The organism is Mycobacterium sp., from assembly GCF_036273375.1.
Classification (GTDB): Bacteria; Actinomycetota; Actinomycetes; order Mycobacteriales; family Mycobacteriaceae; genus Mycobacterium.
This window is the reverse complement of record NZ_DASUHS010000087.1, coordinates 31,153-56,721: the sequence shown is the minus strand read 5'-3', so window position 1 is coordinate 56,721 and position 25,569 is coordinate 31,153. Positions and strand designations below refer to the sequence as shown.

At 65.3% G+C, this 25,569-nt stretch carries 26 protein-coding genes; 5 read left to right on the top strand and 21 right to left on the bottom strand.

Annotated features, from left to right (window positions below; translation table 11 throughout):
* The 7 genes from VFW69_RS07735 to VFW69_RS07705 form a co-directional block, all read right to left on the bottom strand.
* A partial coding sequence (locus tag VFW69_RS07735) for a DUF222 domain-containing protein (RefSeq protein WP_526499814.1) occupies positions 1–546 on the bottom strand: 546 nt, incomplete at its 3' end.
* 115 nt (positions 547–661) lie between these two features.
* The gene (locus tag VFW69_RS07730) at positions 662–1,789 is read right to left on the bottom strand and encodes a M24 family metallopeptidase (RefSeq protein WP_526499812.1); all 1,128 of its coding nucleotides are present in this window, start codon (positions 1,787–1,789) and stop codon (positions 662–664) included.
* Positions 1,779–3,014 (bottom strand): M24 family metallopeptidase, encoded by a 1,236-nt coding sequence (locus tag VFW69_RS07725; protein WP_526499810.1) that lies wholly within the window; start codon positions 3,012–3,014, stop codon positions 1,779–1,781. Before VFW69_RS07725 ends, VFW69_RS07730 begins: the two co-directional genes overlap by 11 nt.
* 127 nt (positions 3,015–3,141) lie before the next feature.
* Positions 3,142–3,375 carry a hypothetical protein gene (locus VFW69_RS07720; RefSeq protein ID WP_526499808.1) on the bottom strand — a complete coding sequence of 78 codons (234 nt, stop codon included), beginning with the start codon at positions 3,373–3,375 and terminating at the stop codon, positions 3,142–3,144.
* A gap of 19 nt (positions 3,376–3,394) precedes the next feature.
* Positions 3,395–4,342, bottom strand: coding sequence for an SDR family oxidoreductase (locus tag VFW69_RS07715; RefSeq protein ID WP_526499806.1), 948 nt, complete (start codon positions 4,340–4,342; stop codon positions 3,395–3,397).
* Positions 4,336–5,559: a cytochrome P450 gene (locus VFW69_RS07710; protein WP_526499804.1), complete on the bottom strand. Its 1,224-nt coding sequence runs from the start codon at positions 5,557–5,559 to the stop codon at positions 4,336–4,338. The genes VFW69_RS07715 and VFW69_RS07710 overlap by 7 nt, the downstream gene beginning before the upstream one ends.
* Positions 5,556–6,278 carry a TetR/AcrR family transcriptional regulator gene (locus VFW69_RS07705; protein ID WP_526499820.1) on the bottom strand — a complete coding sequence of 241 codons (723 nt, stop codon included), beginning with the start codon at positions 6,276–6,278 and terminating at the stop codon, positions 5,556–5,558. Before VFW69_RS07705 ends, VFW69_RS07710 begins: the two co-directional genes overlap by 4 nt.
* A 136-nt stretch (positions 6,279–6,414) precedes the next feature.
* Between VFW69_RS07705 and VFW69_RS07700 the strand changes: the two genes are divergently transcribed.
* The gene (locus VFW69_RS07700; protein WP_526499802.1) at positions 6,415–6,903 is read left to right on the top strand and encodes a nitroreductase family deazaflavin-dependent oxidoreductase; all 489 of its coding nucleotides are present in this window, start codon (positions 6,415–6,417) and stop codon (positions 6,901–6,903) included.
* Positions 6,904–7,006: 103 nt separating this feature from the next.
* On the opposite strand, the gene VFW69_RS07695 is transcribed toward VFW69_RS07700, so the two are convergent.
* The 3 genes from VFW69_RS07695 to VFW69_RS07685 form a co-directional block, all read right to left on the bottom strand.
* On the bottom strand, positions 7,007–7,498 hold the full coding sequence (locus tag VFW69_RS07695; protein ID WP_526499800.1) for a hypothetical protein: 492 nt from the start codon (positions 7,496–7,498) through the stop codon (positions 7,007–7,009).
* Between the two features lie 28 nt (positions 7,499–7,526).
* Positions 7,527–8,141 (bottom strand): hypothetical protein, encoded by a 615-nt coding sequence (locus VFW69_RS07690; RefSeq protein WP_526499798.1) that lies wholly within the window; start codon positions 8,139–8,141, stop codon positions 7,527–7,529.
* A gap of 117 nt (positions 8,142–8,258) precedes the next feature.
* Entirely contained in the window at positions 8,259–9,074 is an 816-nt protein-coding gene (locus VFW69_RS07685; protein WP_526499796.1) for an RNA polymerase sigma factor SigF, read from the bottom strand.
* 750 nt (positions 9,075–9,824) lie between these two features.
* On the opposite strand from VFW69_RS07685, the gene VFW69_RS07680 reads away from it, so the two are divergent.
* Entirely contained in the window at positions 9,825–10,712 is an 888-nt protein-coding gene (locus VFW69_RS07680) for an SDR family NAD(P)-dependent oxidoreductase (protein WP_526499794.1), read from the top strand.
* Positions 10,713–10,915: 203 nt separating this feature from the next.
* Here the strand turns inward: VFW69_RS07680 and VFW69_RS07675 are convergent, their stop codons facing one another.
* From VFW69_RS07675 to VFW69_RS07665, 3 genes are all read right to left on the bottom strand, one after another.
* On the bottom strand, positions 10,916–11,551 hold the full coding sequence (locus VFW69_RS07675; RefSeq protein ID WP_526499792.1) for a cutinase family protein: 636 nt from the start codon (positions 11,549–11,551) through the stop codon (positions 10,916–10,918).
* 136 nt (positions 11,552–11,687) lie between these two features.
* Positions 11,688–12,152: a hypothetical protein gene (locus VFW69_RS07670; protein ID WP_526499790.1), complete on the bottom strand. Its 465-nt coding sequence runs from the start codon at positions 12,150–12,152 to the stop codon at positions 11,688–11,690.
* 164 nt (positions 12,153–12,316) lie between these two features.
* Positions 12,317–12,988, bottom strand: coding sequence for a TetR/AcrR family transcriptional regulator (locus VFW69_RS07665; RefSeq protein WP_526499788.1), 672 nt, complete (start codon positions 12,986–12,988; stop codon positions 12,317–12,319).
* Positions 12,989–13,165: 177 nt separating this feature from the next.
* Here VFW69_RS07665 and VFW69_RS07660 point away from each other — a divergent pair, with 177 nt between their 5' ends.
* Positions 13,166–14,932 (top strand): N-acyl-D-amino-acid deacylase family protein, encoded by a 1,767-nt coding sequence (locus VFW69_RS07660; protein WP_526499786.1) that lies wholly within the window; start codon positions 13,166–13,168, stop codon positions 14,930–14,932.
* Between the two features lie 31 nt (positions 14,933–14,963).
* On the opposite strand, the gene VFW69_RS07655 is transcribed toward VFW69_RS07660, so the two are convergent.
* Positions 14,964–15,569: a TetR/AcrR family transcriptional regulator gene (locus VFW69_RS07655; RefSeq protein WP_526499784.1), complete on the bottom strand. Its 606-nt coding sequence runs from the start codon at positions 15,567–15,569 to the stop codon at positions 14,964–14,966.
* 119 nt (positions 15,570–15,688) lie between these two features.
* On the opposite strand from VFW69_RS07655, the gene VFW69_RS07650 reads away from it, so the two are divergent.
* Positions 15,689–16,234, top strand: a complete 546-nt coding sequence (locus tag VFW69_RS07650; RefSeq protein ID WP_526499782.1) for a class I SAM-dependent methyltransferase — start codon at positions 15,689–15,691, stop codon at positions 16,232–16,234.
* A 17-nt stretch (positions 16,235–16,251) separates the two neighbouring features.
* Here VFW69_RS07650 and VFW69_RS07645 read toward each other — a convergent pair whose 3' ends face one another.
* The 4 genes from VFW69_RS07645 to VFW69_RS07630 all read right to left on the bottom strand — a co-directional run bounded on the left by VFW69_RS07645 (position 16,252) and on the right by VFW69_RS07630 (position 19,884).
* Complete coding sequence (locus VFW69_RS07645) at positions 16,252–17,625, bottom strand: DEAD/DEAH box helicase (protein ID WP_526499780.1); 1,374 nt, start codon at positions 17,623–17,625, stop codon at positions 16,252–16,254.
* Between the two features lie 310 nt (positions 17,626–17,935).
* Entirely contained in the window at positions 17,936–18,307 is a 372-nt protein-coding gene (locus tag VFW69_RS07640; RefSeq protein ID WP_526499778.1) for a thiocyanate hydrolase, read from the bottom strand.
* Between the two features lie 13 nt (positions 18,308–18,320).
* Positions 18,321–19,025, bottom strand: coding sequence for a thiocyanate hydrolase subunit gamma (gene scnC / locus VFW69_RS07635; RefSeq protein WP_526499776.1), 705 nt, complete (start codon positions 19,023–19,025; stop codon positions 18,321–18,323).
* 19 nt (positions 19,026–19,044) lie between these two features.
* On the bottom strand, positions 19,045–19,884 hold the full coding sequence (locus tag VFW69_RS07630; protein WP_526499773.1) for an SH3-like domain-containing protein: 840 nt from the start codon (positions 19,882–19,884) through the stop codon (positions 19,045–19,047).
* Positions 19,885–20,000: 116 nt separating this feature from the next.
* Here VFW69_RS07630 and VFW69_RS07625 point away from each other — a divergent pair, with 116 nt between their 5' ends.
* On the top strand, positions 20,001–20,849 hold the full coding sequence (locus VFW69_RS07625) for an enoyl-CoA hydratase/isomerase family protein (protein WP_526499818.1): 849 nt from the start codon (positions 20,001–20,003) through the stop codon (positions 20,847–20,849).
* A 61-nt stretch (positions 20,850–20,910) separates the two neighbouring features.
* Here VFW69_RS07625 and VFW69_RS07620 read toward each other — a convergent pair whose 3' ends face one another.
* From VFW69_RS07620 to VFW69_RS07610, 3 genes are read right to left on the bottom strand one after another with little or no spacing between them, the layout of a single operon-like run.
* Positions 20,911–22,611, bottom strand: a complete 1,701-nt coding sequence (locus VFW69_RS07620; RefSeq protein ID WP_526499771.1) for an FAD-dependent oxidoreductase — start codon at positions 22,609–22,611, stop codon at positions 20,911–20,913.
* Positions 22,608–24,014 carry an aromatic ring-hydroxylating oxygenase subunit alpha gene (locus VFW69_RS07615; protein ID WP_526499769.1) on the bottom strand — a complete coding sequence of 469 codons (1,407 nt, stop codon included), beginning with the start codon at positions 24,012–24,014 and terminating at the stop codon, positions 22,608–22,610. Before VFW69_RS07615 ends, VFW69_RS07620 begins: the two co-directional genes overlap by 4 nt.
* A 19-nt stretch (positions 24,015–24,033) precedes the next feature.
* A complete protein-coding gene (locus tag VFW69_RS07610) occupies positions 24,034–25,563 on the bottom strand; it encodes an AMP-binding protein (protein WP_526499767.1) in 1,530 nt (509 codons plus the stop codon).
* Positions 25,564–25,569 lie beyond the last annotated feature (6 nt).

Here is a 25,569-nt window from a genome sequence, read left to right as displayed (position 1 = left end):
GGGGTTGAGGCAATCGGCCAGGATGTCGGCCAGCTTGCTAACTTGTTCGGGCCGATACCGGGTTCCTTCCATGGCAAGTTTGGCCTCAGCCTGCTCGCGCGTGGCCCAATCTATCCAGCCGGGCAACTGGTGATAGAACTTTCGGATGACCGAGACCTGACCGGCGCCGAGCGTGCCGTCGCGTTGTGCGGCCGCGGTCGCCGCCAGCATCGGTGCCAGCGGTTCGCCGGTCAGCCCCCGCCGTGGCCCCAAGTCGGCGGCCTCACGAATGCGCCGGGCGGCTTCGCCGCGGCTGATCAACGTCGATTCCGCGATCGCGTGGGACAGCTTGCCGCTCAACTCTTGTGGAGTGGCGTCACGGGCGAGGGAGTTGATCAGCGGATGCTCCACCGCTGGTATGCGCCGGCGCAGCTTTTCGCAGCGTTCCAACATTGCCAGCCGTTCTCGAGTGGTCAGAGCATCGAACGACAATCCGCAGGCACGGTCCAAGTCGCTTTCGAGCGCGTCGAATACCTCGACGATCTCTTCCCGACTACTCGGACCCATGCCTCATATTTTATGAAGGGATACCGACAAAAAACTGAGCGGTGTTACCGGTGAAACTGCAGTGGCACACGTGAATTCGAAGTGGTGTACTCACCAAACGGCGGTATGGGGTAGCTTAACCGCACTGGCCCCAGGACGGGCTGGTGGTCAGCACCTCGACGCCATGCTCGGTGATATGCACGGTGTCTCGACGAAACACCGCGCCTACGCCCTGCTGCCACACATACCCGGTGATCGCCAACACCATACCGGCCTCGAGGCGGTCGTGTTCGCCCGCGGCCGAGAGCGTTTCGGACACCACGGGCGGATCGAACCCCAGGCCCAGCCCGTGCGCGACCGGCATCGGCGGGATCGGTTCACCCGCCACGTCGTACGCGGCGAGCAGATCACGGGTGGATGCGCCCGCCCCACAGGCGGCAAGCATCTTGTCGTACAACACATCCGAGCGTTCGAAGAGCGCGCGGCCCTCGGCGGTGACGGTATCGTCGGCCGACCAGGTTCGGCCGACTTCGGCGACGTAGCCATTCGCCAGCGCGCCGGCGGCGAACGCGACGAGGTCGCCCGGCCCGACCTCGTGCGCGGCAGCGCGCCGCCACGGCTGTTCTCGCGATGTCACCCATGCGGCGTCCTGGGTCGCCGGCGTGCTCACCCCGCCCGCGGCCATCGCCTCCATCATCACCCCGGCAAGTGTCCGCTCCGAAACGCCCGGCGCAAATTCGCTTAGCGCGCTGGCCAGTCCGCGTTCGGCTACCCGCAATGCCTGATCCATCGCCGCGATTTCGTCGGGCGTCTTTATGCGCCGCGCCGCACGCATGGCGGGCTCGGCGTCGATGAGCTCGGCATTGGGAAACGCCTCGGGCAGTAGGGCCGCGAAAGTCGGTGTGATCGCGTCGGTTCCGACCCGCCGCGCCGCCTCGGCGCCATCGATCTTTTTCAGGACGTCGATGAGCGTCATCGGGTTCCAGGCCAGCCCGTACAGGTGATCGTGGCCGATCTCCTCCGGAACGCCCTCGTCGTCGGTGCTGTTGAGGTAGATATCTCCGGTGGCGCGCACCAGCACACACATCGGACCGAAGGGCCGGGTACCGGCGATCCACAGCTGCGGGGCGCCGGTGACGTAACGGATGTTGGCCTGTCGGCCCAGTACCAGGATGTCGAGCTCGTGCTTCTCCATCTGTGCCAGCGCGCGTTCCCTCCGGCCCGAACGCAACGGGCGCGCGTCGGGCAGAACTTCAGTCGCCATAGGGGGTATAGGGGTAGTCGGTAATCGGCGCGTAGCCGTCTTCGGTGATCACGACGATCTCCTCACTGCGATACCCTCCGGTGCCGTCTTCCCACACCACGGGTTCCAGCACCAGAACCATGCCGGGCGCAAAGACGAAGTTGTCGTCGAACTCCTCGCCGAGATCCGTTCCGATCATTGGAGCTTCGGCGGGGTAGGTGCCGATGCCGTGGCCCAGGTAGAAGTGCGGCAGCCACGGTTTGCGGCCGCCGTTGGCCGCGATCGCCGCGCGCGCCAAGTCACCTGAGGTCGCGCCGGCTTCGGTGACCGCGAGGACGGCATCCAAAATTGCGCGCCACCGCCGGAATTGGTTTTGCTGTCTCGGCGTGGGCGAATCGCCGACAATCCAGGTGCGTCCGAAGTCCGAGCAGTAGCCGTGGTAGGTGATGCTGATATCGGTCCACAACACATCGCCCGCGGCCAGGTCCCGATCGGTCGGGAGCAACGGCAGCGCGAGATCACCATGGGTCGTCCACACCCCGGCTTCCCGCGAGCTCGGCATCACCTGCCAGATGGCGTCCAGCATGTTGGTGGTGGCGCCAAGTTCGAACGCGCGACGGACGAAGGTGGCCGAAAGATCGATCTGTCGCACGCCGGGCCTCAGCGCCTTCTGCACATCGACGATCGCCTGCTCGGTGATGCGGGCCACCCTGCGCAGACAGGACAACTCGTCACGGGTCTTCACCAATTGCGCGGCGCCGAGCACGATCGCCGCATCCGTCGGCGGTCCCGCAGGGAACAGCGTGGCCGCCGCCCGCCGCATGGCACCGGTGAGTTCGTCGACGGCGATGTGTGCCCCAGCCGGGACGAGACCGGCCAGCTTCCGCGCGAAATCCCGCACACCGCAGTCGAATTCGAGGTAGGCAGGACCGTGCAGGTGATCGTCCGGCACGGGATAGTCCGCGGACGCCCCGCTGCGGAACGGCATGAACAGGTGCGGATGCACGTCGTCGGCGAGCACGACGGCGACCGGGCGCTCCACGTGTGACAGGCCGGCGTCCAGCAGCGGCCAGCTGGTACCTGTCGCATACCCGACGTAGCCGTTCATCAGCAAAATCAGCGCGTCGACACCGTGTTCGGCCATCGCGGAGCGCAGCCGCGCTCCGGTCTCGGTTCGCATGCGGGCCCAGTCGGGCTCATCGGGGATGTCGAGCACTGAGGCGTGGGCAGTCAATGACTTGGTCATGCGCAGATTCCCAGGAACTTCTTGATGTTGCCGCCGACGACCCGAACCGCATCCTCGGTCTGGGTAAAGGGCTTGGGTTGGGCTGGACATCATCGTCCCTTCGTCTTTAGAACACTTGCCGTGCGGATTACCGGGTCAACATGCCGATCCGTTCTAGATCGGCCAGGTATTTGTCGATCAGCTCCCTCGACACATGGGGGATCGCACGCCCTGCGGCGTGGACGGCAGCTCGGAACCGCTCTCCGAGCACCGGCGAACCGGCTACCGCGGCCATGGGTTCACGGTAGACGTCAAGCACCGTCAACACCGACTGTCCACGCTGATTTTCCGGGAGTGTGCGCATCGCCGTCTCGAACGCCATCTAAAACCACTTCCTGATGTCAATCCGGATAGCTGACACCGGTGAGCCGTTCGGAGAGCTGCCACAGCTGTCGCATATCGGGCTCGCTGCGCGCCAGCCGGGGGACGCTCGCGAAAGTGACTCCACCCCTGACCGTTTCGTAAAAGCCGCGCGGTCCGTAGTATTTGCCGCCCTGCGCATCGGGCGATACCGCGGCGTAGAGGGTCGGCTTGATGCCTTCGTCGATGTCGAGCCACATGAACGGCAGCAGCCGCCAGGTCAGCCTAGTCAATCGGGCCTGCAACGTCGGTGCGGTGTGGCCGTACGACGCTCCGCTGAGCAGGTTCGTTTTGGACAGGCCGGGGTGCGCGGCGTTGGACATCAACCCCCACCCGCTCAGGCGGCTGCGCCGATCCAATTCGACGGCGAACATCAGCTGCGCCAATTTGGCGATGCCGTACGCATTCATCGGCTTGTATCGCCGTTGCGCGTTGACGTCGCCGAAGTCGAGATCACCCTGGGTCGCGGCGATGCTGCTGACGGTGACGACTCGCGCGGATTCCGCCGCCCGCAGCAAACCCACCAGCCGTCCGGTCAACGCGAAGTGTCCTAGATGGTTTGTCCCGAACTGCAATTCGAAGCCATCGCTGGTCTCTTGCCGTTGCGGGGGCGTCATGACGCCCGCGTTGTTGATCAGGATGTCGATCGCGCGCCCTTCCGCGGACAGTTCCTCGGCCAGCGTGGCGACGCTGGTCAGCGACGACAGGTCGAGTTGCCTGATGCTGAGTTTGGCCTGGGGTACCTCTCGGCGGATCTCGGCGATCGCCTGCTCGCCCTTGACCCGGTCGCGGATCGCCATCATCACCTCAGCGCCCGCGGCCGACAGGCGCTTCGCCAGGCCGAACCCCAGACCACTGTTGGCCCCGGTCACAACGGCTAATCTGCCACGCAGATCTGGAACATTCAGCGACAGATCGGGTTTCACCATGTCACGGGCAACTCGTAGAGGCCGTAGGCCAGCGCGTCATGTTTGAACGGAAGGTCGTCCAGCGGCACGGCAAGCTGTAGCGTCGGAACGCGGCGCAGCAGGGTCGGCAAGACGATCTGTAATTCCATGCGGGCCAGTTGCTGCCCCACACACTGGTGGCGGCCGTAGCCGAACCCGACGTGCGGGCCGTTTTCGCGAAGCAGGTCCAGCCGGCCCGGATTGGGGAACTGGCGGTCATCCCAGTTGGCGGGGGCGACGTCCAAGATGATGCCGTCGCCGGCGCGGATGGTCTCCCCGCCAATCTCGATGTCCTCGAAGGCGATTCGTCGCTGGCCGGTCTGGATGATGCTCAGGTAGCGCATCAGCTCTTCGACCGCGGTGGCGACGACCTTCGGATCATCGGTGTGGCGCAGCAGCTCCCGTTGATCGGTGTGCTCGAGCAACGCCGCGATGCTCAGGCTGATCATGTTCGCCGTGGTCTCGTGGCCCGCGATCAGCACACCGGTGGCCAATTGCGCGGCCTCGCGCACGCTGATCTCTTCGGCGTTGACCCGCTCGGCCAGGTCGGAAACCAAATCCTCTGAGGGACTTTGCATCTTCGTCCGAACCAGGTTGGCCAGATACTTCGCCAACGAGGCGGCGCCCTGGGCGGTGTCCTCCTCGGTCGCGTAGCGGCCCATGCCCCGCTGGGCTTGCGTCTGAAAGAATTCCGCGTCTTCATAGGGCACGCCCAGCAGTTCGCTGATGACCAGAGAGGGGACCGGCAGCGAGAGGGTGCTGACGATGTCGCCCGGCTTCGGGCCCGCTAGCAGCGTGTCGATGTGGTCCTCGGTGATCTTCTGTACCGCGGGCCGCAGCGCTTCAACTCGCTTGAACGTGAACGGTTTAGACAGCATCCGGCGGAACCGGGTGTGTTCTTCGGCGTCGGAGGTGAACACCGAGCGCGGGCGCTTGTGCACCGTGGCCAGCATGCCCGCGTTCCAGTGCGGATAGCCGGGCAGCCGGTCGTCGACGCTGGTGCGGGAATCGGTGAACAGCGCGCGTATCGCGTCGTAGCCGTGGATGAGCCAGGGGGTGCTGTCGTCCCAGATCCGGACCCTGCTCAGTTGCTTGTCGGCGTTGAGCTCCAATACCTTCGGCGACGGGGCGAACGGGCAGCCGGGCGCCCGTGTCATCGGAAACTCCGGGATATCGGTGGCGGTGGATCCTTCGGTCATCGTGCTCCTCGGTTGTCGGCCTGCGCGGATGTCTGCATTGGCTCGCCGCCGGCCGCGCCCACGTGAACCGGCGCGCGCCACAGTCCGACGATCGCGTCGATCAGCCCTTCGCCGGCCACCGTCCACGCCGAACGCGACCGCGGTCCGTGCTCTGCCAGTGCGCCTTCGTGTTCCGCGCAGGTGTGCATGAGCAGGTTGCGCACCATCACCATCCGTTCGGCGCGCACTCGCTTGGGCAGCTCCGGCAGGCAGCGGTTGATGCCGTCGAGTGTCTGCACCAGCAACGGCGACGCCAGTGCGTCTTTGGTGACCACTTGGCGGTATGCCGGATCGGCCATGGCCTGCGCGGCGAACCGGGCGTACCAGGTCGGGGTGCCCAGCGCGGACAGATGATCGGTCAACGGGCGCACCAACGCGCCGACCCAGTCCCGTAGCTCGGTCGAATCGCCGATGGCGGCCAACATCTGGGCACGCAGCTCCTCGATCGGCTCGCGATGCTTGCTTTCGATCGCGCGGAGCAGGTCAACCCTGGTGCCGAAGTGGTAGCACGCCGCGGCGTTGTTGCCCTGTCCGGCCGCTTCGCTGATCTGCCGGTTCGACACCGCGTACATCCCGCGTTCGGCGAATAGCACTTCGGCGGCCGACAAGATCGCCCCTCGGGTGCCCGTCGACCGGTCGGAGCGAGCAACCCGCTCGGCAGTCATCGCCTCAGTGAACACCTCGTGCCGGGTTAAATCAAGCAATTTATTTGTTTAGCGCCGGCCGGGCTCGAGTGGCCTGCGAAACGTCGGTTCGTCAACGGCATTTCATCGTCCTGACGCCTTGATCCACCGTCCGGGGAAATACAGTCATCCCATGAATCCGCTGCGGCGGTGGGCCCGCAACCCGACGGCCTACCGCCTGCTGATGCTGGACGGTCACCACATCGTGGAGTCGCTCGAAGCCGTGTTTCGCTTCCTGACCAGCGGACGGCTCGGCGTGCTGGATTTGGCCGGACTGCCCAACGTGCGGATCACCATCTCGGGCCGCAAGACCGGTCTCGCCCGCAGCGCGACCGTCCAATACGTGCCCTTCCGCGAGGGCCTGCTGTTGGTCGGATCGAATTGGGGGCGTTCGCGCCACCCATCCTGGTCGGCGAATCTGAAAGCGGCGCAACGGGTCACCGTCCGCCGTCGTGGCCATCGGTTCGTGGCGACGGTGCGGCTGCTCGGCGGCGCGGAGCGTGACGAAGCGTGGGGCAAAGCGCTGGCGTCCTGGCCGAATTATCGGCTCGCCCAGGAATGCGCAGGCCGGCGCCGGTTTCGGCTCTTTCTTCTCACGCCGACCGCGCACCGCAATCGGTAATACGACACAAGCGCCCATGTCGCGGAATGTGATTAGCGCGCAACAGTTACCGCGGCCGAGGCCGCCCGGCACGTATCGAAGAGTTTTGCCGCGAGCAGCGTCGTCAGACTGCAGGGGCTTTTGTCAGGCGCGCGATCGCGGTGCCCCAGACCGAGTGCGCACCGGCGTCGCCCACGCGGTAGATCTGAACCATCGACGAGACCCCCACCGCCAGCACCAGTATCGCGACGAGTATTCGGGTGGCGACGGGACTCCTGCCGGATCGCCGTTCGATCACCCGCACGACCACAAGCACGACGGCGGCCGCCAGCAACGCGGCGGAGAAATAGGACATCAGGCTGCCCCGCTCGGCATGTTCGCGCAGAATCGGGCTGGGATTTGTCTTCAAGTCGTAGAGCCATCCGCCTGCGTTGACGGTGATCGGCGTCAACACCATGGTGACCGCGGCCAGGAGCAGCGTGAGCCACATCAGCTGGCCGCGCCGGGCCGCCGGCCATAACCCGCAAACGATTTCCAGCAGGGCGGTCAGCGGCACCAGCACCAACACGAAATGCAGCAGTAGGGCGTGAGCCGGCATGCCGTTGATGACGTTCATGGCGTCCCTCGGTGGTCGCGGCGCAGCCCTAGCCGCCGAGCCCCTTCTTGATGGCCGCATCTTGCTTTTGGCCGACGTCGTTGACGAAGTCCGGCGGGGCTAGCGTGTCGGGTGGGCCGTCGAATTCCAGCGTGGCAAACGCCTTGCCCTCCGTGAAGAGGAGGATCACCACACCCTTGCTGCGATCCGGGGTATTGCCCATCAACATCGTTCCGCCACTGCCGATGTCCGACGGTTGCGTGGTGGGATCCTTGATCACACCGCCCTGTTGCCCCTTCGCGGTGTTCAACGCGTTCGTGGCCTCATCGGGATCGTCGTAGACACCGATGGTCACCTTGATCGCGTGGCTACCGTCGTCGTCCTTGAAGGTGGTCGCCACGCCCGGCTGGCCGTTGGGATTGTCGGTCGGGGGCGCGGCGGTGAAGGGGACCGGGGCGTTGATGTCACTGGGCGCGATGAGCAGCTTGGCGTACTGATTGGGCCGCGCCGGCGCCGATGACGCCGGCGCGGAGCTGGTGGCCGAGGTTGCCGAACCTGACTTCGACGGCGAAGGCTGCGGCTTGTTGCCGCCGCAGCCGGCCATCGACCCCGCCAGTGCCGCCGCCGCTGCGACACCCGCGATCACCGTTCGTGACATCCTCATCGCATCCAGCTCCCTTCCAGGTCGTCCTGGCGACAAAGTCCGGTTGTCCTTTTCAGTCGCACAGTACAGGGCTGCGCGGCAAGGTACGCCGCGCAGCGTCCTGAGGGATTGAGCCGCCTACTCGAGTTGATCGCGCAGGCAGCTCAGCGTATTTGCCAGGATGCGCGATACCTGCATCTGCGACACGCCGATCCGCTCCGCGATCTGACTCTGCGTCATGGATTCAAAAAAGCGCATCCGCAACACCTCGCGTTCACGCTGCGGAAGGGTGGCAACCAGCACCCGCAGCGCTTCCCGGTTGGTGATGTGCTCGATCTGCGGATCGATGTCGCCGACCGAGTCGGCCACCGAGCGGGGCGTTCCCGAGCTGTCGGCGCCGAGCGGCGCATCCAGGGAGTCGAGCCGATAGGCGTCTCCCGCGACGAGGCATTCGACGATCTCCTCGCGCGGAACCTCGAGCACCTGGGACAGCTCGCCCGCGGTGGGCGCGCGCCCGAGTTGCTGGGACAGGTCCGCGGTCGTCCGGCTGATCTGCACGTGCAGCTCGCGCAACCGCCGCGGGACGCGCATTCCCCAGCTGTAGTCACGGAAGTAACGCCGGACCTCGCCCATCATGGTGGGCACGGCGAACCCGATGAAGCTGGGACCCTTCGCGGGGTCGAATCGTTTGACGGCGTTCATCAGCCCTAGGCGCGCGACCTGAATCAGGTCCTCGAGACCCTCGCCCCGGCGGGCGAAGTGACTGGCCACGTGGTCCGCCAGCGGCAGGCATCGGGACACGATGCGTTCGCGCTGATGGGCGTACTCGAGTGATTCGGCAGGCAACTGCTGCAGCACCAAGAACATTTCGACGACGTCGTCGTACGAATCGTCGGATTTCTTGGTGGGCGGTGGTACGGGAGCCGGACGGGTTGCAGAAATTACATTGGTCATCGGCCGACGCACCCCGTGTTCACTCGACGAATCGGGTAAACCGTTGCGCGAGAAAAAGTTTGCATACTGACTCTCCTAGAGCCGTGTGCCGTGGAAGGTTGCAGCTATGCGCATTCCTCGCCCCCACTGCATCTCGATCCGCGGACGGTCGATTGCCCAAACGCACGATGAGCGGGGAGCTGGCTGGGGCTGACTCGCCGGAGCCATCAAGCTCAGTAGCCGTGCGGCTGACTGGACCGCTTTTAGCTAAACGGCGACGCGTCCATAACGGACTTCATTGGAGACTATACGCCCCTCCGCCCTGCCCGGCGATCGCTTGGGGTGGCGGGTTCGGATGAATTCTGAACAGTTTCCACGGTGTACAAGCGGAGTATCGGCAAGCCGCGGGTCAGGAGCGATGGCCTTACGCCCACAGAACACACCGTCGTCCGGCTGGGGGTTGCGGGCCTTGCCGCGGCCGACGACGAAGTAACCCGGGGGTGTGGCAAACGAATTCTCGCCGGTTCGGGCTGATTCTTGTCGACGGTGATGTATTCGCCGGTGCCGCGTGGGGGAACCGCCCGTGCTCGGCGCGCTGAGACTCGCGCGATCCGGCACCGGGCGCCCTTGGTTCTCATTTCTGATTCGGCTGGGTACTGTTCGCCTAATGTTCGGAACCTCGATCGGCCGGCTCGGCTACCTCCGATGGCGAGACCAATTCGCGCGCAACGCTTTACGTAGTCCTCGACTTTTCCCCTGCGGGAGCGTGCGATGAACGGCACCGAGGTTCCGCTGGCGGGGCGCGGCGTGGTGGTATCGGGGGGCAGCCGCGGCATCGGACGAGCGGTCGCTGAGCTGCTGGGCAGCCTCGGTGCCGGTGTGGTCGTCAACGGACGTGACGAGCACGCCGTACAGGAGACGGTCGCGGCGATCACGGCGTCGGGCGGGCGGGCCACCGCGGTGATCGGAGCCGCAGACGAAGGACGCTGCGCCCGCTCGCTCGTCGACGCATGCGTGAGCACGTTCGGACGGCTGGACACGCTGATCAATTGCGCCGGCATCGCCGAACCCCCTGGTTCGTCGATCCTGACGATCTCCCCGGACGAGTTCGACCGCCTGATCAGCGGCCACCTGGGCACTGCCTTCCACACCTGCCGGGTGGCCGCTCCCGTGCTGGCCGCGCAGGGGCACGGAGCCATCATCAACACCAGTTCGGTGGCGTTTCTGGGTGACTACGGCGGGACGGGATATCCGGCCGGCAAGGGTGGTGTCAACGGCCTGACGATGGCCATTGCCGCCGAACTGAAGCCCCACGGCGTGCGGGCCAACGTGGTGTGTCCGGGCGCCAGGACACGGCTCTCCACGGGTGCCGAATACGAACAACATATCGAAGACCTGCACCGCCGTGGGCTGCTCGACGAAATGACCATGCGGGCATCACTCGACAGCGCTCCGCCCGAGTTCGTCGCACCGCTCTACGCTTATCTCGCCAGCGATTTGTCGCGTGATGTTACGGGTCAAATCTTCATTGCCGCAGGCGGTTTCGTGGGTCGCTTCGACCGCCAAACACCGCGGCTGCTGGGCTACCGCGACCACCACCAGGCCGGGCCGTGGTCGGTGCGCGACGTTCACCAGATGATCGGTGGCACGGCCCAGTGACGAGGCAGCACGGCACGCCAGCAAACTAACCGACCGGCAGAGTCCGATCCCGGGCGGTGTGCGCGGCGGGCGCCGTCGCTCCATACTTCGCCCGCGCGCTCGGACAGGTCGTGCATCCTTGCGGGCCGACGATCCTCGCCCAACGTCGAGGCGGCCGTGCAAGCGCTCGAGGCCGGCTCAAGCCCCCCTGGCACGATCGAGCCTTAGGAGAGCCGATTGGCAGCGAAATCGGCCGCTTGGTCAACCATCCCGGCTTCGACGTATTGGCGGTGGGCGGCGGGGTTGCCCGCGCCGGAACAGACCGGGTCGCCGGGCACACACAATTCGAGCGTCTTCGCCGAATACAGCGGCCCGATGTTTACCGGCGGCTGATTGATGATGCTCATGAACTGGCCCGATGGCTTGCCGAACAGCGCCACCGCGGCCACGTGGTTGGCGACTTCGGCCGGCATCGGCTGTAGCGCCTGCACCAGATGCACGCCGTCCGGGACGGCGCTTTCGGTGACGAAGCCCATCACCGCGGCGCCCTGCGAGTAGCCACCCAGCACCATCTTGGTGCGGGGACAATTCGCCGCCACCTGCTCGACATGATTTCCGGCGTCGCTGATGCCGTCGGCGGCCGTGGGAAAGTCGGTGGTGGCCGGGTAGTTGACCGGATAGACGCCCACCGACTTACCCCCGACGTGCGAGCGCAAGGTGTCGACGAAGTTCTGGCCGATGCGCCCGAGACCGGGCGGTTCGGTGGTGCCCCGGGCGAACACCACCTCGACGTCGGGGCATGGATCTGCCGACGCCGTGGCGAACGGGCCGACGAGCAGAGTCCAAATCGGCGACAGCACAGCACAAGTCAACACAGCGAGAGGATGCGCCTTCACATCGCGATCCTGCCACAGGACATCCAGGAGCGCGCGTTGTGCGGTCGTCCACCGCCGGAGAATGTGACGAAGGCCTCCAAGTCAACGACTCGAGCGACCACTAACCCTTGGTGTGACCCTGCCGCTTGGCGCGCAGAACGGACCGGACCGTCTGCAGCGCGCCGCGGAACGCATAGGCTGCGGCCAGCACGCACAGCAGGATCAAGACGACGAACATCGGCAGCCAGTTATCCCTGCTGTGGCTGACGTCCCACCAGACGATCGTGAACAGCACGGCGCAGAGCAGCAGAACCCCGTCTCGCCAGTTGCCGTGGTAGGACAGCGCGGCCCGCCGTAGCGCTCGGCTGCGGTCCGCGGCATCGACCAGATCATCGATGCGACCTTCGATGGTGCGCCGAAGTTCGGCGCGCCTGTCAACGTCTTCGGGCGGCAGTCGTTCAAGCAGTTCCATGTCCTGCTTGATCGCTTCTCGGTAATCCGGGCCTTTGAATTGCCCCGCCGCAACCGCGAGCAGTGCGCCACCGAAGATGGGTGCGCTGCTCAACGCGACCTGTGCCAAACCCATGACGCCCAGGCCTCCTTAGATTGGTAGACAACGTCGACTCGTTTGAGGATCGCCGAACGGGGGGAACTGATCAACAGCTCGAGGGGCGGAGCGTTGCGCGTGTGGCCGCCCGGACATAAAGACATATGTGCATGGTCGGGTTCACCGGTCCTACCCTCCTCTGGTCAGGAGGCTTTCGAAGAACGCCGGCGTGTTCGCGCCGGCTCCGGGGCGCCCAGTGCATCCATGGCCCGGACCATTTGCGGATAGGCGATCGCCGGCCCGATCCAGCGGGTGAGGTAGCGGCGCAGATCGGCACCGCTGCGCGGCGGCCGGCCGGGGTCGGCCAGGAAGGAATGCAGAACCCGCAGCGAGAACTCGTTCAGCTCGTCCAGGCCGGCTTCATCGAAACCGTAGTGCTCCCAATCGATGTCGTAGCGATGGAGCATCGAACGACCGAACGCCAGCGCGGTGTCGGAGATGATCGAAACCTTCTGGCCGCCGCGGTAGCGCTGGTTGAGCACGAATTCGACCTGGTTGTCCGAGGCCAGCTCTTCGATGGCGAAAGCCATGCCCTCGGTGATAGCCACCACCGGGTCGGTTACCCCCTGGAGGTGGGCCGCCATGCGATCGAGGAAGCCGTCGGCCGACCGCATCGCCGAGGCCACCAACAACGCCTGCGTTCCGGGAAAGTATCGATAGACGGTCTGCCGCGTCACCCCCAGGGCCCGCGCCACGTCGGCGATACGCATCGCCGAGCCACGTTCGTCGATGATCTGGTCGGCGGCGTCGAGGATGCGCTCGATCGCCTCCGCATCGGACGAAGGCGTATTTCCAGCCCAACCGTGACTGCGCATGATTAACGGGCGGCAAACCCGTAGCCGGTGAACCCCACAGCCGGATCATATCGTCTTCGCGACGCCATCGTCGCTGGCGAACCGCGGCGCGTGCCCGGATAGCGCGGCAAGACAGAATTCATATTATGTATGATCACTGTGGATCCGGAGGCTCCGGCGCAACAGAGAGGCCGACCGATGCAGTACGACACCGTGATCGCGAACGGACGCTGGTTCGACGGGACGGGCGGGCCGTCGGCTCTGAGGGACATCGGCGTGTGTGGCGGCCGCGTTGTCACCATCGCCAAGGGGCCACTCGACACGACCGGCGCCCAGCTCATCGATGCCACCGGTCAGTGGGTGATTCCGGGCATTATCGACATCCACACCCACTACGACATCGAGACGCTCTGTGAGCCAGCGCTTTCCGAGTCGCTGCGACACGGTGTGACGACCGTGATGCTGGGCTCCTGCTCGCTGTCCACCGTGTACCTGGACAACGTCGACGCGGGTGACATCTTCGGCCGCGTCGAGGCGATTCCGCGGCGCTATGTCATCGAGCAGCTCAACGAAGCCCGGTCATGGAACAGCCCCAAGGAGTATGTGGCTGCACTCGAACAGCGCAATCTCGGCCCCAACATTGCGGCGTTCATCGGTCACTCCGACATGCGCGCCGCGACGATGGGACTGGACCGGGCAACACGCAAGGACACCCGCCCGTCGGCGGCGGAGCTGGCGCGGATGGAGTCGATGCTCGAAGACGCTCTCGACGAAGGCTTCGTCGGGTTGTCCTCGCAGCAACTGCTGTTCGACAAACTCGACGGCGAGGTCTGCCGTTCGCGCACCCTGCCGTCGACCTACGCGAAGGCGCCTGAACTCCGGCGCTTGAACGCAATCCTGCGGCGGCGCAACAAAATCCTGCAGTCGGGGCCCGACATCAAGAACCCGTTGTCGATCGTTTCGCAACTGGTCACCTCGCTCGGGGTGGGACGCCGGCGGTTGAAGACCAGCCTGCTGTCGGCCGCGGACGTCAAGTCCCTACCGCCGGTCATCTACCTGATGGACTGGCTCGCCCGCTTGGTCAATGCGCTCGGCGCGGATTTCCGCTGGCAGCATCTGCCGGTTCCGTTCGAGGTCTACGCTGACGGGATTTCGCTGGTGATCTTCGAAGAGTTCGGCTCCGGCGCAGCGGCGCTGCATCTGCAGGATGAGATCGCCCGCAACGAGCTGATGCGCGACGAGGACTATCGGCGTCAGTTCCGCAAGGACTACGACCAGAAATACGGACCCAGGGTGTGGCACCGCGACTTCTTCGACGCTGACATCGTGGCCTGCCCGGACGAATCGGTAGTCGGTAAATCGTTCGGGCAGGTGGGTCTGGATCGCGGCGGCCTGCATCCGGTCGACGCGTTCCTGGATCTGGTGCTCGAGCATGGCGAGAAGCTGCGCTGGCGCACCACGATCTCCAACCACCGGCCCGAATTGCTCAAGAAGCTGGCGCAAAGCGCAGGCGTGCAGATGGGGTTCTCGGACGCGGGTGCGCATTTGCGCAACATGGCGTTCTACAACTCGGGCCTGCGCCTGCTGCGCCACGTGCGCGACGCCGAGAAGCAAGGAACCCCGTTCATGTCGATCGAGCACGCCGTGCACCGGCTTACCGGTGAGCTCGGCGCGTGGTACGAGATCGACGCCGGCACGCTGCGTGAAGGCGACCGCGCCGACATCGTGGTCCTCAATCCCGACAAGCTCGACGAATCACTCGACCGCTACGCCGAGCATCCGGTCCAGTCCTACGGCGGGCTGTCGCGGATGGTGAACCGCAACGACGACACGGTCACAGCAGTCCTGGTGTCGGGGAAACTCGCCTTCGCCGCGGGTAAGGCTTCGCCCGAGCTGGGCCAGCAGCGATTCGGCGAATTCCTCCGGGCCGGCAGCCCGGCGCGAAAGCTGGCCTACACCGGTTAGCCGCACCTATTGGCTTAAGGTGCTGCAACTTTCATGCCACCGATGCACCCAGGATGAGGTTGACCGCCTCGTCGAGCTGCCCGGAGATCTCGGCGAAGCTGACGAACCGGGCGGTCATCAGCGCGCCGGAGAAGGTCATCTGCAGCGTGGATTTCACGGCCCGTGGCCAACCCGGACCGAGCGCGGCCCCGATCCGCTTGGTCACTTCTTCGCCGATCTGTTCCCGAATCGGTGCGACCGCCGGATCGTCGGCCATCAGCGCGGCGCCACAGGCGGCGGTCAGCTCCGGCTCATCGGCGACGACGACCGCCATGTCCCGCAGCGCGGCGCTGACTCGGGTCTTGGTGGTGTCGTTGACGTCGGTATGCAGCGGCAGGTCGCGCAGGAAGCGCAGATACACCGCCGCGACGAGCGCGCTTTTCGAGGGAAAGTAGGTGTAGGCGCTGGCCGGTGATACCCCGGCGCGAGTCGCGACCGCGCGCATCGTCAGGTTCGCGTACGAGGATTCCCGCAGCTCCGCCAACCCGGCATCGAGGACCTTGCGGATGGTCTGCCCGGGCCGACGATCTGACCGGCGAGCCGCGTTCGCGGGGGCCGCTTTCCCGGTAACGACCGGGAACGACACATCTCTAGACACTCGTCCAGTGTAGGAACGCGACCAGCCGCCAACAACATCCGTTCATCGCGTTCGGCTCGGTTGCGGAATCCCAATAACAGACAGTTGTCCAGAAGAAGCCGCGTTCTAGAGTGGCGCCTATGGACGAAGCGGACCGGCGTCGCTGGGACGAACGGTACGCGGCGAAGGGGCCGCCACCGCTGAGTTCGGTTGCGCCGCCCGACGTTTTCGCGGGCTATGCGGATCTGTTTCCCATGGCCGGCCGGGCGCTCGACCTGGCCTGCGGGCAGGGGACCGGCTCGGTCTGGCTGGCAGCACGCGGACTGCGGTTGGAGGGGTTCGACGTCTCCCCGGTGGCCATCAGCCACGCGCGGGAATTGGCCCAGCGTGCCGGGGTGGGTGACCGCTGTCGGTTTGACGTCGTCGATCTCGACGGCGGTCTGCCGGCGGGGACGCCGGTCGATGTCATCCTCTGCTGCAAGTTCCGCGACCCTCGCCTCGACCGGGCGATCATCGAACGGCTGTCGCCGGGCGGGCTGCTGGCGATCGCCGCGCTCAGTGAGGTCGGGGCCAGTCCCGGTGCCTTCCGCGCCGTGGCCGGCGAGCTGCCCGCAGCCTTCGCCGGCCTGGACTTGATCGACGCCGGCGAAGGCGACGGTCACGCGTGGCTACTGGCCCGGCGCTGACCGCTCAGACCGGTGGGCTAGCCGGTACTTCCTTGCGCACGGCTGGAGCGGCGACGATCCGGCCGCCGCGCAGGCGTACCGCTGCGGTGAGACATCGCCGATTCGGTGGGTGTGGGGTTGGTCCTCGGCGACCTGCTGGTCCGGCGACGCCGCTGCCCGCCGGAGTTGGTCCGATGCTGCGCAGGTGTGTGCGCCGGTGCCCGGGCGGGTGCGGGGGCCTGGTAGGGCGCGACCTCACCTACGAGCGCTTGCACCGCCTCGGATGCGGCGGTCACCTGCTGCGGGGCGACCTTGATGCCGGCCTTGCGCATCAACATCTGGGTGTCACGACGCTGCTCGGGCAGCACCACGGTGACGACGTCACCGGCGCTTCCCGCCCGCGCCGTGCGACCGGACCGGTGCAGGTAGGACTTGTGCTCACTGGGCGGGTCGATGTGCACGACGAGCTCGACCTCGTCGACGTGTACGCCACGCGCGGCGATGTCGGTCGCCACCAGCACCCGGGCGCCACCCGAGGCGAACATCGCGAGGTTGCGCTCGCGCGCGGGCTGAGACAGGTTGCCATGCAAGTCGACTGACGGAACGCCCGATTCGGTGAGCTGTTTGGCGAGTTTGCGAGCTTGATGCTTGGTACGCATGAACAGAATCCGGCGTCCGGTGCCGGATGCCAGCCGGTGCACGACTTCCTTTTTGGCTTCGGCATTGGCGACGTGGAACACGTGATGGGTCATCTCGGATACCGGCGAGTTGGCCTCGTCGACCGAGTGCAGCACCTCGTTTCGGAGGAACCGCTGCACGAGCTTGTCGACGCCGTTGTCCAGGGTCGCCGAAAAGAGCAGCCGCTGGCCACCATTCGGGGTAGCGGCCAGGATACGGGTGACGCCGGGCAGGAAGCCGAGATCGGCCATGTGATCGGCTTCGTCGATGACCGTGATCTCAACGGCCTCGAGGCTGATCAACCGTTGCTTCATCAAGTCCTCGAGCCGGCCCGGGCACGCCACCACGATGTCGACGCCGGACCTGAGGGCGGCGACCTGACGGCTTTGCGAAACGCCGCCGAAGATCGTGGTGATCCGCAGGCCGCAGGCCGTCGCCAACGGCTCAAGCGTCGCTGCGATCTGCGTCGCCAGCTCACGGGTGGGCGCTAGTACCAAACCCGATGGCCGCGAGGGGCGCCGGTTCCGCTCGGAGAGCCGGGTGACTAGTGGGATCGAGAAGGCAAGGGTTTTTCCGCTGCCTGTCTTCCCGCGGCCCAGCACGTCTTTGCCGGCGAGGGTGTCGGGAAGGGTCTCGACCTGAATCGGAAATGGATGTGTGATGCCGCGCTGTGCGAGCGCATCGACGATTTTTCTGCGCACACCGAGATCGGCAAAGGTTTTGTCGGTAGTCACTTTTCGGTGCCTTTCAGGCATCGGTAGTGCCAGGCAGCAGAGAACGTCGCGCGGCCATCAGCACAAGGTGGCGAGATTGCCGGTCGGCAAAATCGATCGCCGCGAGACAAGCTAGTGCGGATGCACGGTCATCTGGATTCGGTCTCAAGCACGCGTTTCGGGCTGATACCGGAGGATGAGGAAGCGTTCCACGACGGTGTTGACATTCATGGTGAAGAGGCCAACGTTGCTGTCAGCATAGCGCACCCGGTGCGGAACAACTAAAAAGTGACGGGGGAGGGGGTGTGATGTTCGTCGCCGGGGAGCGTGGTCACGATTCGAGCCTGGCCCGCACTGCCGCCATGCGCTCTTCGAGCTCGGATTCGTCGATGACGCCGCGCGCCACCAGCGAGTGCGCCAACGCGACCAGCCGATTTTCCGGGTAAGGCAGGTCAGCGTAGACAGTTGCCGACAGCGTGTCCTCTTCGTCGCGCCGGTCGACGAAGTTGAGTAGCTCTGGGCCGCAACTGCTTTGATCGAGAGCGTCACAAACCCCGTCGAGACTCGTCTTCCAGGGTGGCGCCGGGTTGTCGACCCCGTACGTGGCCGCCATGCGACTCCAGACTTGGTTGCGTTCAACGATTTTCGCCAGGGGCGCGACAGTGGAATCCCTGATGGGGCGTGGGGTTTGCGCGGTGCTCATCTTTGACCTCGCATCAATCGACCACCGGGTGGACGGCCAAACGCGTCTGGGTGATGACGTTGGTCGTCACTCCCGGCTTGGGCAACGCAACGCCGATCAGGCAATCGCGCGTAATGATGTCGACGAGTTGGTCTTCGGTCCAACCCTGCGTTCCGTCGGGACGGACGGGCATCACCATGAAGCGATGCTTCTGGTTGGAATCCTCCACCCGGATCTCGACGTCTTCCGGAAGGATCAGGCCGAATTCCGCGAGTACCTGGCGCGGCCAGCGCACGATGCGACGGCGATAGTTGGGCGTGCGGTACCACTCCGGCGAATTGCCCAGAATCGGGCGCGGGTAGCACGAGCACAGCGTGCAGACGATCACGTGATGCAGCGTCGGGGTGTCTTCCAGCACGTGCAGGGCGGTGAAGTCGCTCGGCGTTCCGAACCCGGTCGGTTCCAGCCAGTCGACGCCGACCTCCTTGCTGGCGGCGTGTGCATCCGAGCGCACTAGTTCCTTGAAGGAAGGATCGAGCCAAGCCTTAGCCACCAGGCGCGCCGCGGGAGTGGGGCCGATCTGCTCGGCGAATTCCGTGAAGCGGCGATGGTCTTCAGCAGTGAAAATGCCCTTCTCGATGCATAATTCGCGAAGCGCGATCTCGAGGACTTCGAAGTCGGTGATTTCGTCCACCATGGGCGCGGCGGTGCGCTCGTGGTCGTGCTCGTGGGCGGTCATGCTGGAGTCCTTTCCGACGCTATTCGGCCCATTCGAGCCACCGTTCGGGGATCTCGGTCTGCAACGTGTCGTTGCCGGGTCCGGTGTAGCCATGCCATAACTCGGAGAGGTTGAACCGAACGATGTAGAACCATTCAGGTTGTTGGTCCGCCCCGTCCCAGGTCTCGTCCTCGGCGGCTGGGCTTTCGTATGAAACGGCCGCGATCTCGCCCGTCGCGCCGCGCACATACTCCTGCGTGCGGGTGTAGAGCAACACGGGCAGCTCGCGCACCACGACCTTGTCGCCGACGTTGAACTTTGGCGCGCCGGCCTGTCCGGCGTAGACCTGCGGGTCGCCCTTGCCGACGGCGTGTCGGTGGTGCCGGTTGCGAGTGACAGCGGCGGGGTCGCCTTCGGACTTGGGCTTGGCCTCCAAGGGTTTTCCGCGTAAGCCTCCCGCGTAGCGGGTCTTGACCTCGGCCATGCGTTCGGCTAATTCGCTGAGGCCGATGTGATGTTTTTCGGCGAGGACGCGTGCGACCGCCAGCAGCCACCTGCCGTAGTAGGGGAGGCCGAGATAGATGGCGCGGCCCAGGTCGACGTTACCCATCCGCCGTCGTTCCTCGGACAACCAGATCCCGCGCCAGCCGAGCACCTCACACATGACGTAGGTGTTGTGCTCCCAAATCTCGTACTGCTTGTTCTCGAATTCGATCGGAGCGTCCGGCTCGCCGCCGACGTCATGAGGAGTCTTGACGTAGGCGTTGAAGCGTTCGTGGTCAATGAGATCCGGCGAGGGAGCATCAGGGAGTTCGGGGTAGGAGGATCGCAGCCGGGCCACCAGGTCCAGCTGCGCAGCTCGGTCCGACGGAGTCGTCATCGCAGCTCCATTCGTCACGGACTGGTCCAGCGCCTCCATACACTTCACTCCTCCCGCGAACATTGCGCAACCGCAAAGCGAATTCCGAAATGACACTCTCCGGTAATGTCACCGGGATGGAGCGGCGTGTCCTGGAAGCGGTCATTTATGAGCGCGAACCGCCGATTGCGCGGATCATTCTGAACCGGGCGGACAAGGCCAACACCAAGGATGCCGTCCTGGTCAGCGAGGTCGATGGTTGCCTGCACGAGGCCGACCGCGACAAGGACATCAAGGTCGTCATTCTCAAGGCGAACGGCAAGGGATTCTGCGGCGGCCATGTGGCGCGCTGGGGCCCGGATGAAAACCCGTATCCGGATTTTGGGGACACGTTCGAGGACCTCTACAAAGGCACCGCTGACCTGTTTTTGTGGCCGACGCTTTATCTGTGGGAATTTCCCAAGCCGACCATCTCGCAGATCCATGGCTATTGCATGGGCGGTGGGATTTATCTCGGCTTGCTGACCGACTTCTGCGTCGCCTCCGAGGACGCATATTTTCAGATGCCACTCGCCCAAAGCCTCGGCGAACCCGGCGGGCACACGATGATCGAGCCGTGGCTGTTGATGAACTGGCATCGCACCATGGACTGGCTGCTGCTCGCGCCGACCCTGACCGCGCAGCAAGCCCTCGAGTGGGGGCTGCTCAACCGGGTGGTCCCGCGCGACGAACTCGAAGACACCGTTGAGGAGATGGCGCGCAAGATCGCCCAAATCCCGTTGACCACACTGATGGCGGTCAAGAACAACGTAAAGCGCGCCTGGGAATTGATGGGTATGCGGGTGCATCTACAGGTCAGTCACATCTTGACGAACATGGTCGGCGCCGCCTCTGATGTGCAGGCGCGGCGGGCCGAGCTGATGCGGTCGGGCATGAAGCCGCGTGAATTCGTCGACCGCGACGAGAAGGATTGTCCCCCAACGTGAAATTAGTTTCACGCTGGGCGCCGAGAGTGAAAGTAACTTCACGCTCGGCGGGAGTGGCCGCCTAGCGGCTCATCTCGCCGGCGATCTTGCGTCCCGCCGCATGGCGCGCGGCGACGTAACCGAACACCATGGAGCTGGCGATGCTCGCCCCGGCACCCGGATACGTTCGCCCCATCACCGTCGCGGTGGTGTTGCCGGTGGCGTACAGACCCTCGATCACCCGATCCTGTTCGTCGAGAACCTGGGCGTGCTCGTTGGTGATGACCCCGCCACACGTCCCGACATCGGCGGGGAGCACCCGGGTGGCGTAGTACGGTGCGGCGTCGAGCGGGCCGATGGCGGCGTTCGGCCGATACCCGGGGTCGCCGAGGCAGTCATTATAGGCCGATTGGCCGCGGCCGAAGTCGGGATCGAGCCCCTTGGCCGCGAATTGGTTGAATCGCTGAATCGTGCTTGCCAGTTCGTCGGCGGGAAGGTCGATCTCACGGGCGAGGTCTGAAATTTTCGCGGCCCGCTTGACGGCACCGGACTCGATCAGCTCGGCGGGCAGCGGCTGGTTTCGCTTCAACGGATTGGCGCTGGTGACGTATCTGCGCACATATCCCTCGTCGAAGATCATCCAGCACGGCACGGCCTTGTTCGCATACATTGCTTTGCCGACCTCGACGTAGGAGTTGGACTCGTTACAGAACCGCCGGCCGGTCGAGTCGACATAGATGGCCCCGGGACGCTGGCGCCCGGATCCGAGGGAGGCGGCGACGGCGCCGCCGTTGGCGATGAAAACCGAAGGCAGCCACCAGGCCTCGTCCAGCAGGTCGGTCTTGGCGCCCAGCCGCATGGCCGCCTCGAGCACCTCACCGGTGTCGCCGGCGTTGGCGATCGACCACTTCCCTTCGTTGGGCTGATTACCGCTGTAACGGCGGCGCATTTCCTTGTTGTGGCCGAAGCCGCCGGCGGCCAGCAGAACTCCCTTGCGGGCCTCGACATTCAACGGCTTCCCGTCGCGGACGATGCGCACGCCGACCACTCGGCCGTCGTCGACGACCAGATCCGCCATCGCGGCATCGGTCCACAGCGGGGGATTCCCGTCACTGAGATCCATGAGCGCCTTGAGCATTTGAGCGATCAGCGATGCGCCGTTGGTGAGGATCTGACGTCGCCTGGCCCGTGCCATCGCGGTGCGCAGGAATACCCGCGATGCGACGGCGAAGGCGCGCGGCGCGCGGTTGAAATACTGGACCGACCGTAACTCGTTGGTCAGCACCACATATCCGTAGTTCTTGGCCAGCGGCGGCTGCACCTTGTCGCTCCAGCTGCCAAGCTTCGCGGCATCGAACGGGATCCCCTCGACGGCGCGGCCGGACGCGTTGCCCCCCTTGTGGTTCGGGTAGTAGTCGCTCCAGCCCGCACACCGGATCAGTTCGATCCTTTTGCGGGTGAGGAAGTTGATCATTTCGAAGCCCGCGGTCAGGAACATCTCGCGTCGCTCGGGTGAGGACGGCGCACCGATGTCACCGACCACGTCGGCCAGATAAGCCAGGCCGTCTTCGTGCGAGTCCGCGATGCCGTCGGCCCGCATCAACGGGTTGTTCGGCAGCCAGACGATGCCGCCCGACAGCCCCGTCGAGCCGCCGACCAGCGGCTGCTTCTCGATGATCAGCGGTTCGAGCCCGCAGTCCAGTGCGGCCAGACCGGCGACCATGCCGCCCCCGCCGCTGCCCGCGATGACCAGGTCCGCGGAGTGGTCCCACCGGGTGGTCATGGTGCCTCCGAGCCGAAGCCGAGATCGGCGATCGGCACATCGATGGTGGTGTTGGTCTTCTGGATGGCGGGCAGCAGGGTGGTGTACGGCAGGCCGGCCAGGAAACCGTCGATGACTCGTTCGAAGTTCGAGATCAGTCCCTCGATTTGATCGGACAACCGCATGAACTCAAAGCCTCGTGCGTGCAAACCCTTCTGCTGTCTCGGCAGGTTGGAGAAATCCTGGGCGGGGATGGGCGGCCAGCGCGGATCATCGGGCGCCATTGGTTCCGGAGGTGTGGGCTTGCCGGCCGACGCATCCGCCGGAAACCGCGTGAGAGACCAGATCTCGAACAGGGTCTCCTCGGGCCCCAGCGGACGGATGCGATACGCGGATGCGCTGCTGTAGGTCGGCAGGATGAAGTGGTGCGGAAAGGCGAATCCGATCGCGTCGGTGATCCCGCGCCGCACCAGGTCGTTGAGATCGGGCATGGCGCTGCCGCGGGCGCGGTGCCAGTTGACGACGGCATCGTTGAGGGCGGTGCGCCACGCCGTCATCGCCGCAGCCGGATCGGCCGGCAACTCGATGTTCTGCAGGCCCTCGGCGATGCGGATGTCGTTTTCGTGCGTCATACCGCCCATGCCATCACCGAGGGTGCGCATGAAATAGAGGCTGCTCGCGACGACGGGATGTACTGCCGCGGAGGGCTCGCCGGTCTGCGCGGACGGCAGCAGCTGCGGGTGGGTCTGCGGGACGTGATAGCCCTCCATGAACGCCGCCGACGCCAGCTTCCAATTCACCGGCAGCCGGCACGATTGCCACCACTCCACGCGCAGCGAGTCCACCTGCCACGCATCGTAGATCGACGCGAACGGCTCCATCCAGTCACGCAAAGGCGGTGCGTCGTCGTCAAGATTGATCCACGCGCAACCACCCCAGAGCTCACAACGCACGGACACCAACTCCAGGTCGTCGTCGGCCATGTTCTCTTCGGCGAACGCCTCGGGTCGCAGGACGAACGTGTTGCGGCCGTCGATGCCCCAGCACCAGCCGTGAAATGGGCACACGAAGGTGCGCCGATTCCCGTTGCCTTCCACCAGCTTCACGCCGCGATGGCGGCAGGCGTTGTGGTAGGCCCGCACGCTGTGGATGTCCACCCGGACGACGATGATCGACTCGTCGAGGATTTCGTATTCGACGAAATCGCCGGGCTTGGGGATCTCCTCGAGCCGGCAGGCCATCTGCCACACCCGTGGCCAGAACATCTCCGCCTCCAGCGCGTAGAACTCCGGATCGTAGTAGCGCTGCTTGGGGATTCGATCGGCGGTCTGGACCGCCCACGGCACCGGTAGCGGCGTCCAATTGACCCCCGCCCGGCGTGGGGTCTGCGCGTTGGAAATCTCGTTGCCCATTCCTATAGCCATCTCGTCATCCCTTGTGTCATCACAAGATCCGCGATACTCGCCCCTGCCAGTAGCGGTCGCGGATACGTCTCTTGTACAGCTTTCCGTTCGGGTCGCGCGGCAGGGAGTCGAATTCGACGGTGCGCGGGCATTTGTAACCGGCCAGGTGAGCCCGGCAGTATTCAATGAGTTCGGCCTCGAGCTCGAGTCCGGGCACCACGCCGTCAGCCGGCTGCACGACGGCCTTGACCTCTTCGCCGAATTCGTCGTTGGGAATACCGAACACCGCGGCGTCGACCAGCTTCGGATGCATCACGAGCAGATTCTCCACCTCTTGCGGGTAGATGTTGACCCCGCCGGAGACGATCATGAACGTCGACCGGTCGGTGAGATACAGGAACCCGTCGGAGTCGACATAGCCCATGTCGCCGAGCGATCGCCACCCGCGGTCGTTGTATACCGATGCGGTCTTGGCGGGGTCCTTGAAGTATTCGAAGTCGGGCCCACCTTCGAAGTAGAGCTCGCCGGATTCGCCGACGGGAAGTTCCCGCCCGTCTTCGCCGAGCACGTGCACCGGGGCCATCGGAATCCCCACCGAACCGGGATGCGCCAGCCAATCCCGCGGCCCGATCGTGGTCCCCGCGAATCCCTCGGTGCCGCCGTAGTATTCGTGAATGATGGGTCCGAACCACTCCATCATCCGGTGCTTGACGTCGACCGGGCACGGTGCGGCCGCGTGAATGACGCACCGCAAGCTGGACACGTCATAGCTTTCCCGGACCGCCGCGGGCAACTTGAGCATGCGCACGAACATCGTCGGTACGAACTGCGCGTGGGTCACCCGGTGGGTCTCGATCAGACGCAACACCGCCTCGGCGTCGAACTTGCGCATGAGGATCGACGCGGCGCCCACCCGGTTGGCCGCCATGGTGTAGTTCACCCCCGCCGCGTGATACAGCGGCGCGGGGGACAGGTACACACTCGAGGGGCTCATGCCATATTTGTGAATCAGCGCCATCTCGAGCACCGACTGCGCCCAGGAACCGTTGCCGTCGACGGGAAGCGGTCGGCGCACCGCCTTGGGCCGTCCGGTGGTGCCGGACGAATAGAGCATCTCCGATCCGTCCGATACCGGTGGGGCGTCGCCCGCCGCGGCCAATGCGTCTTCATAGGATCGCCAGCCCGGCAAGGGGCCGCCGAGCGAGAGATGGGCGACCACGGCGGCGTTGGCATCGCGGACGTGTGCGGGCAGTTCGGGCATCGAGGCATCGATGAAGACGGCCTTGGCGTCCGAGTCGTCGATGACGTAGCTGGCCTCGTCGGGGATGAAGTGGGTGTTGACCGCGGTATAGTAGAGCCCGGAAAGCTGGGCTCCCCAGGTGATTTCGAAGAACTCCGGTCGGTTCGGCAGGACCAGCGCCACACCGTCGCCGCGGCGCAACCCCGCGTCGTGCAATACGGCAGCCACCCGCTGGCTACGGGCATACAGTTCGCCGAACGAGATCGTGCCGCCGTCGGTGACCAGGGCCGGCGACTGTGCGGCTGTGATCGCGTGATCGGCGATGTTCACCAGCGG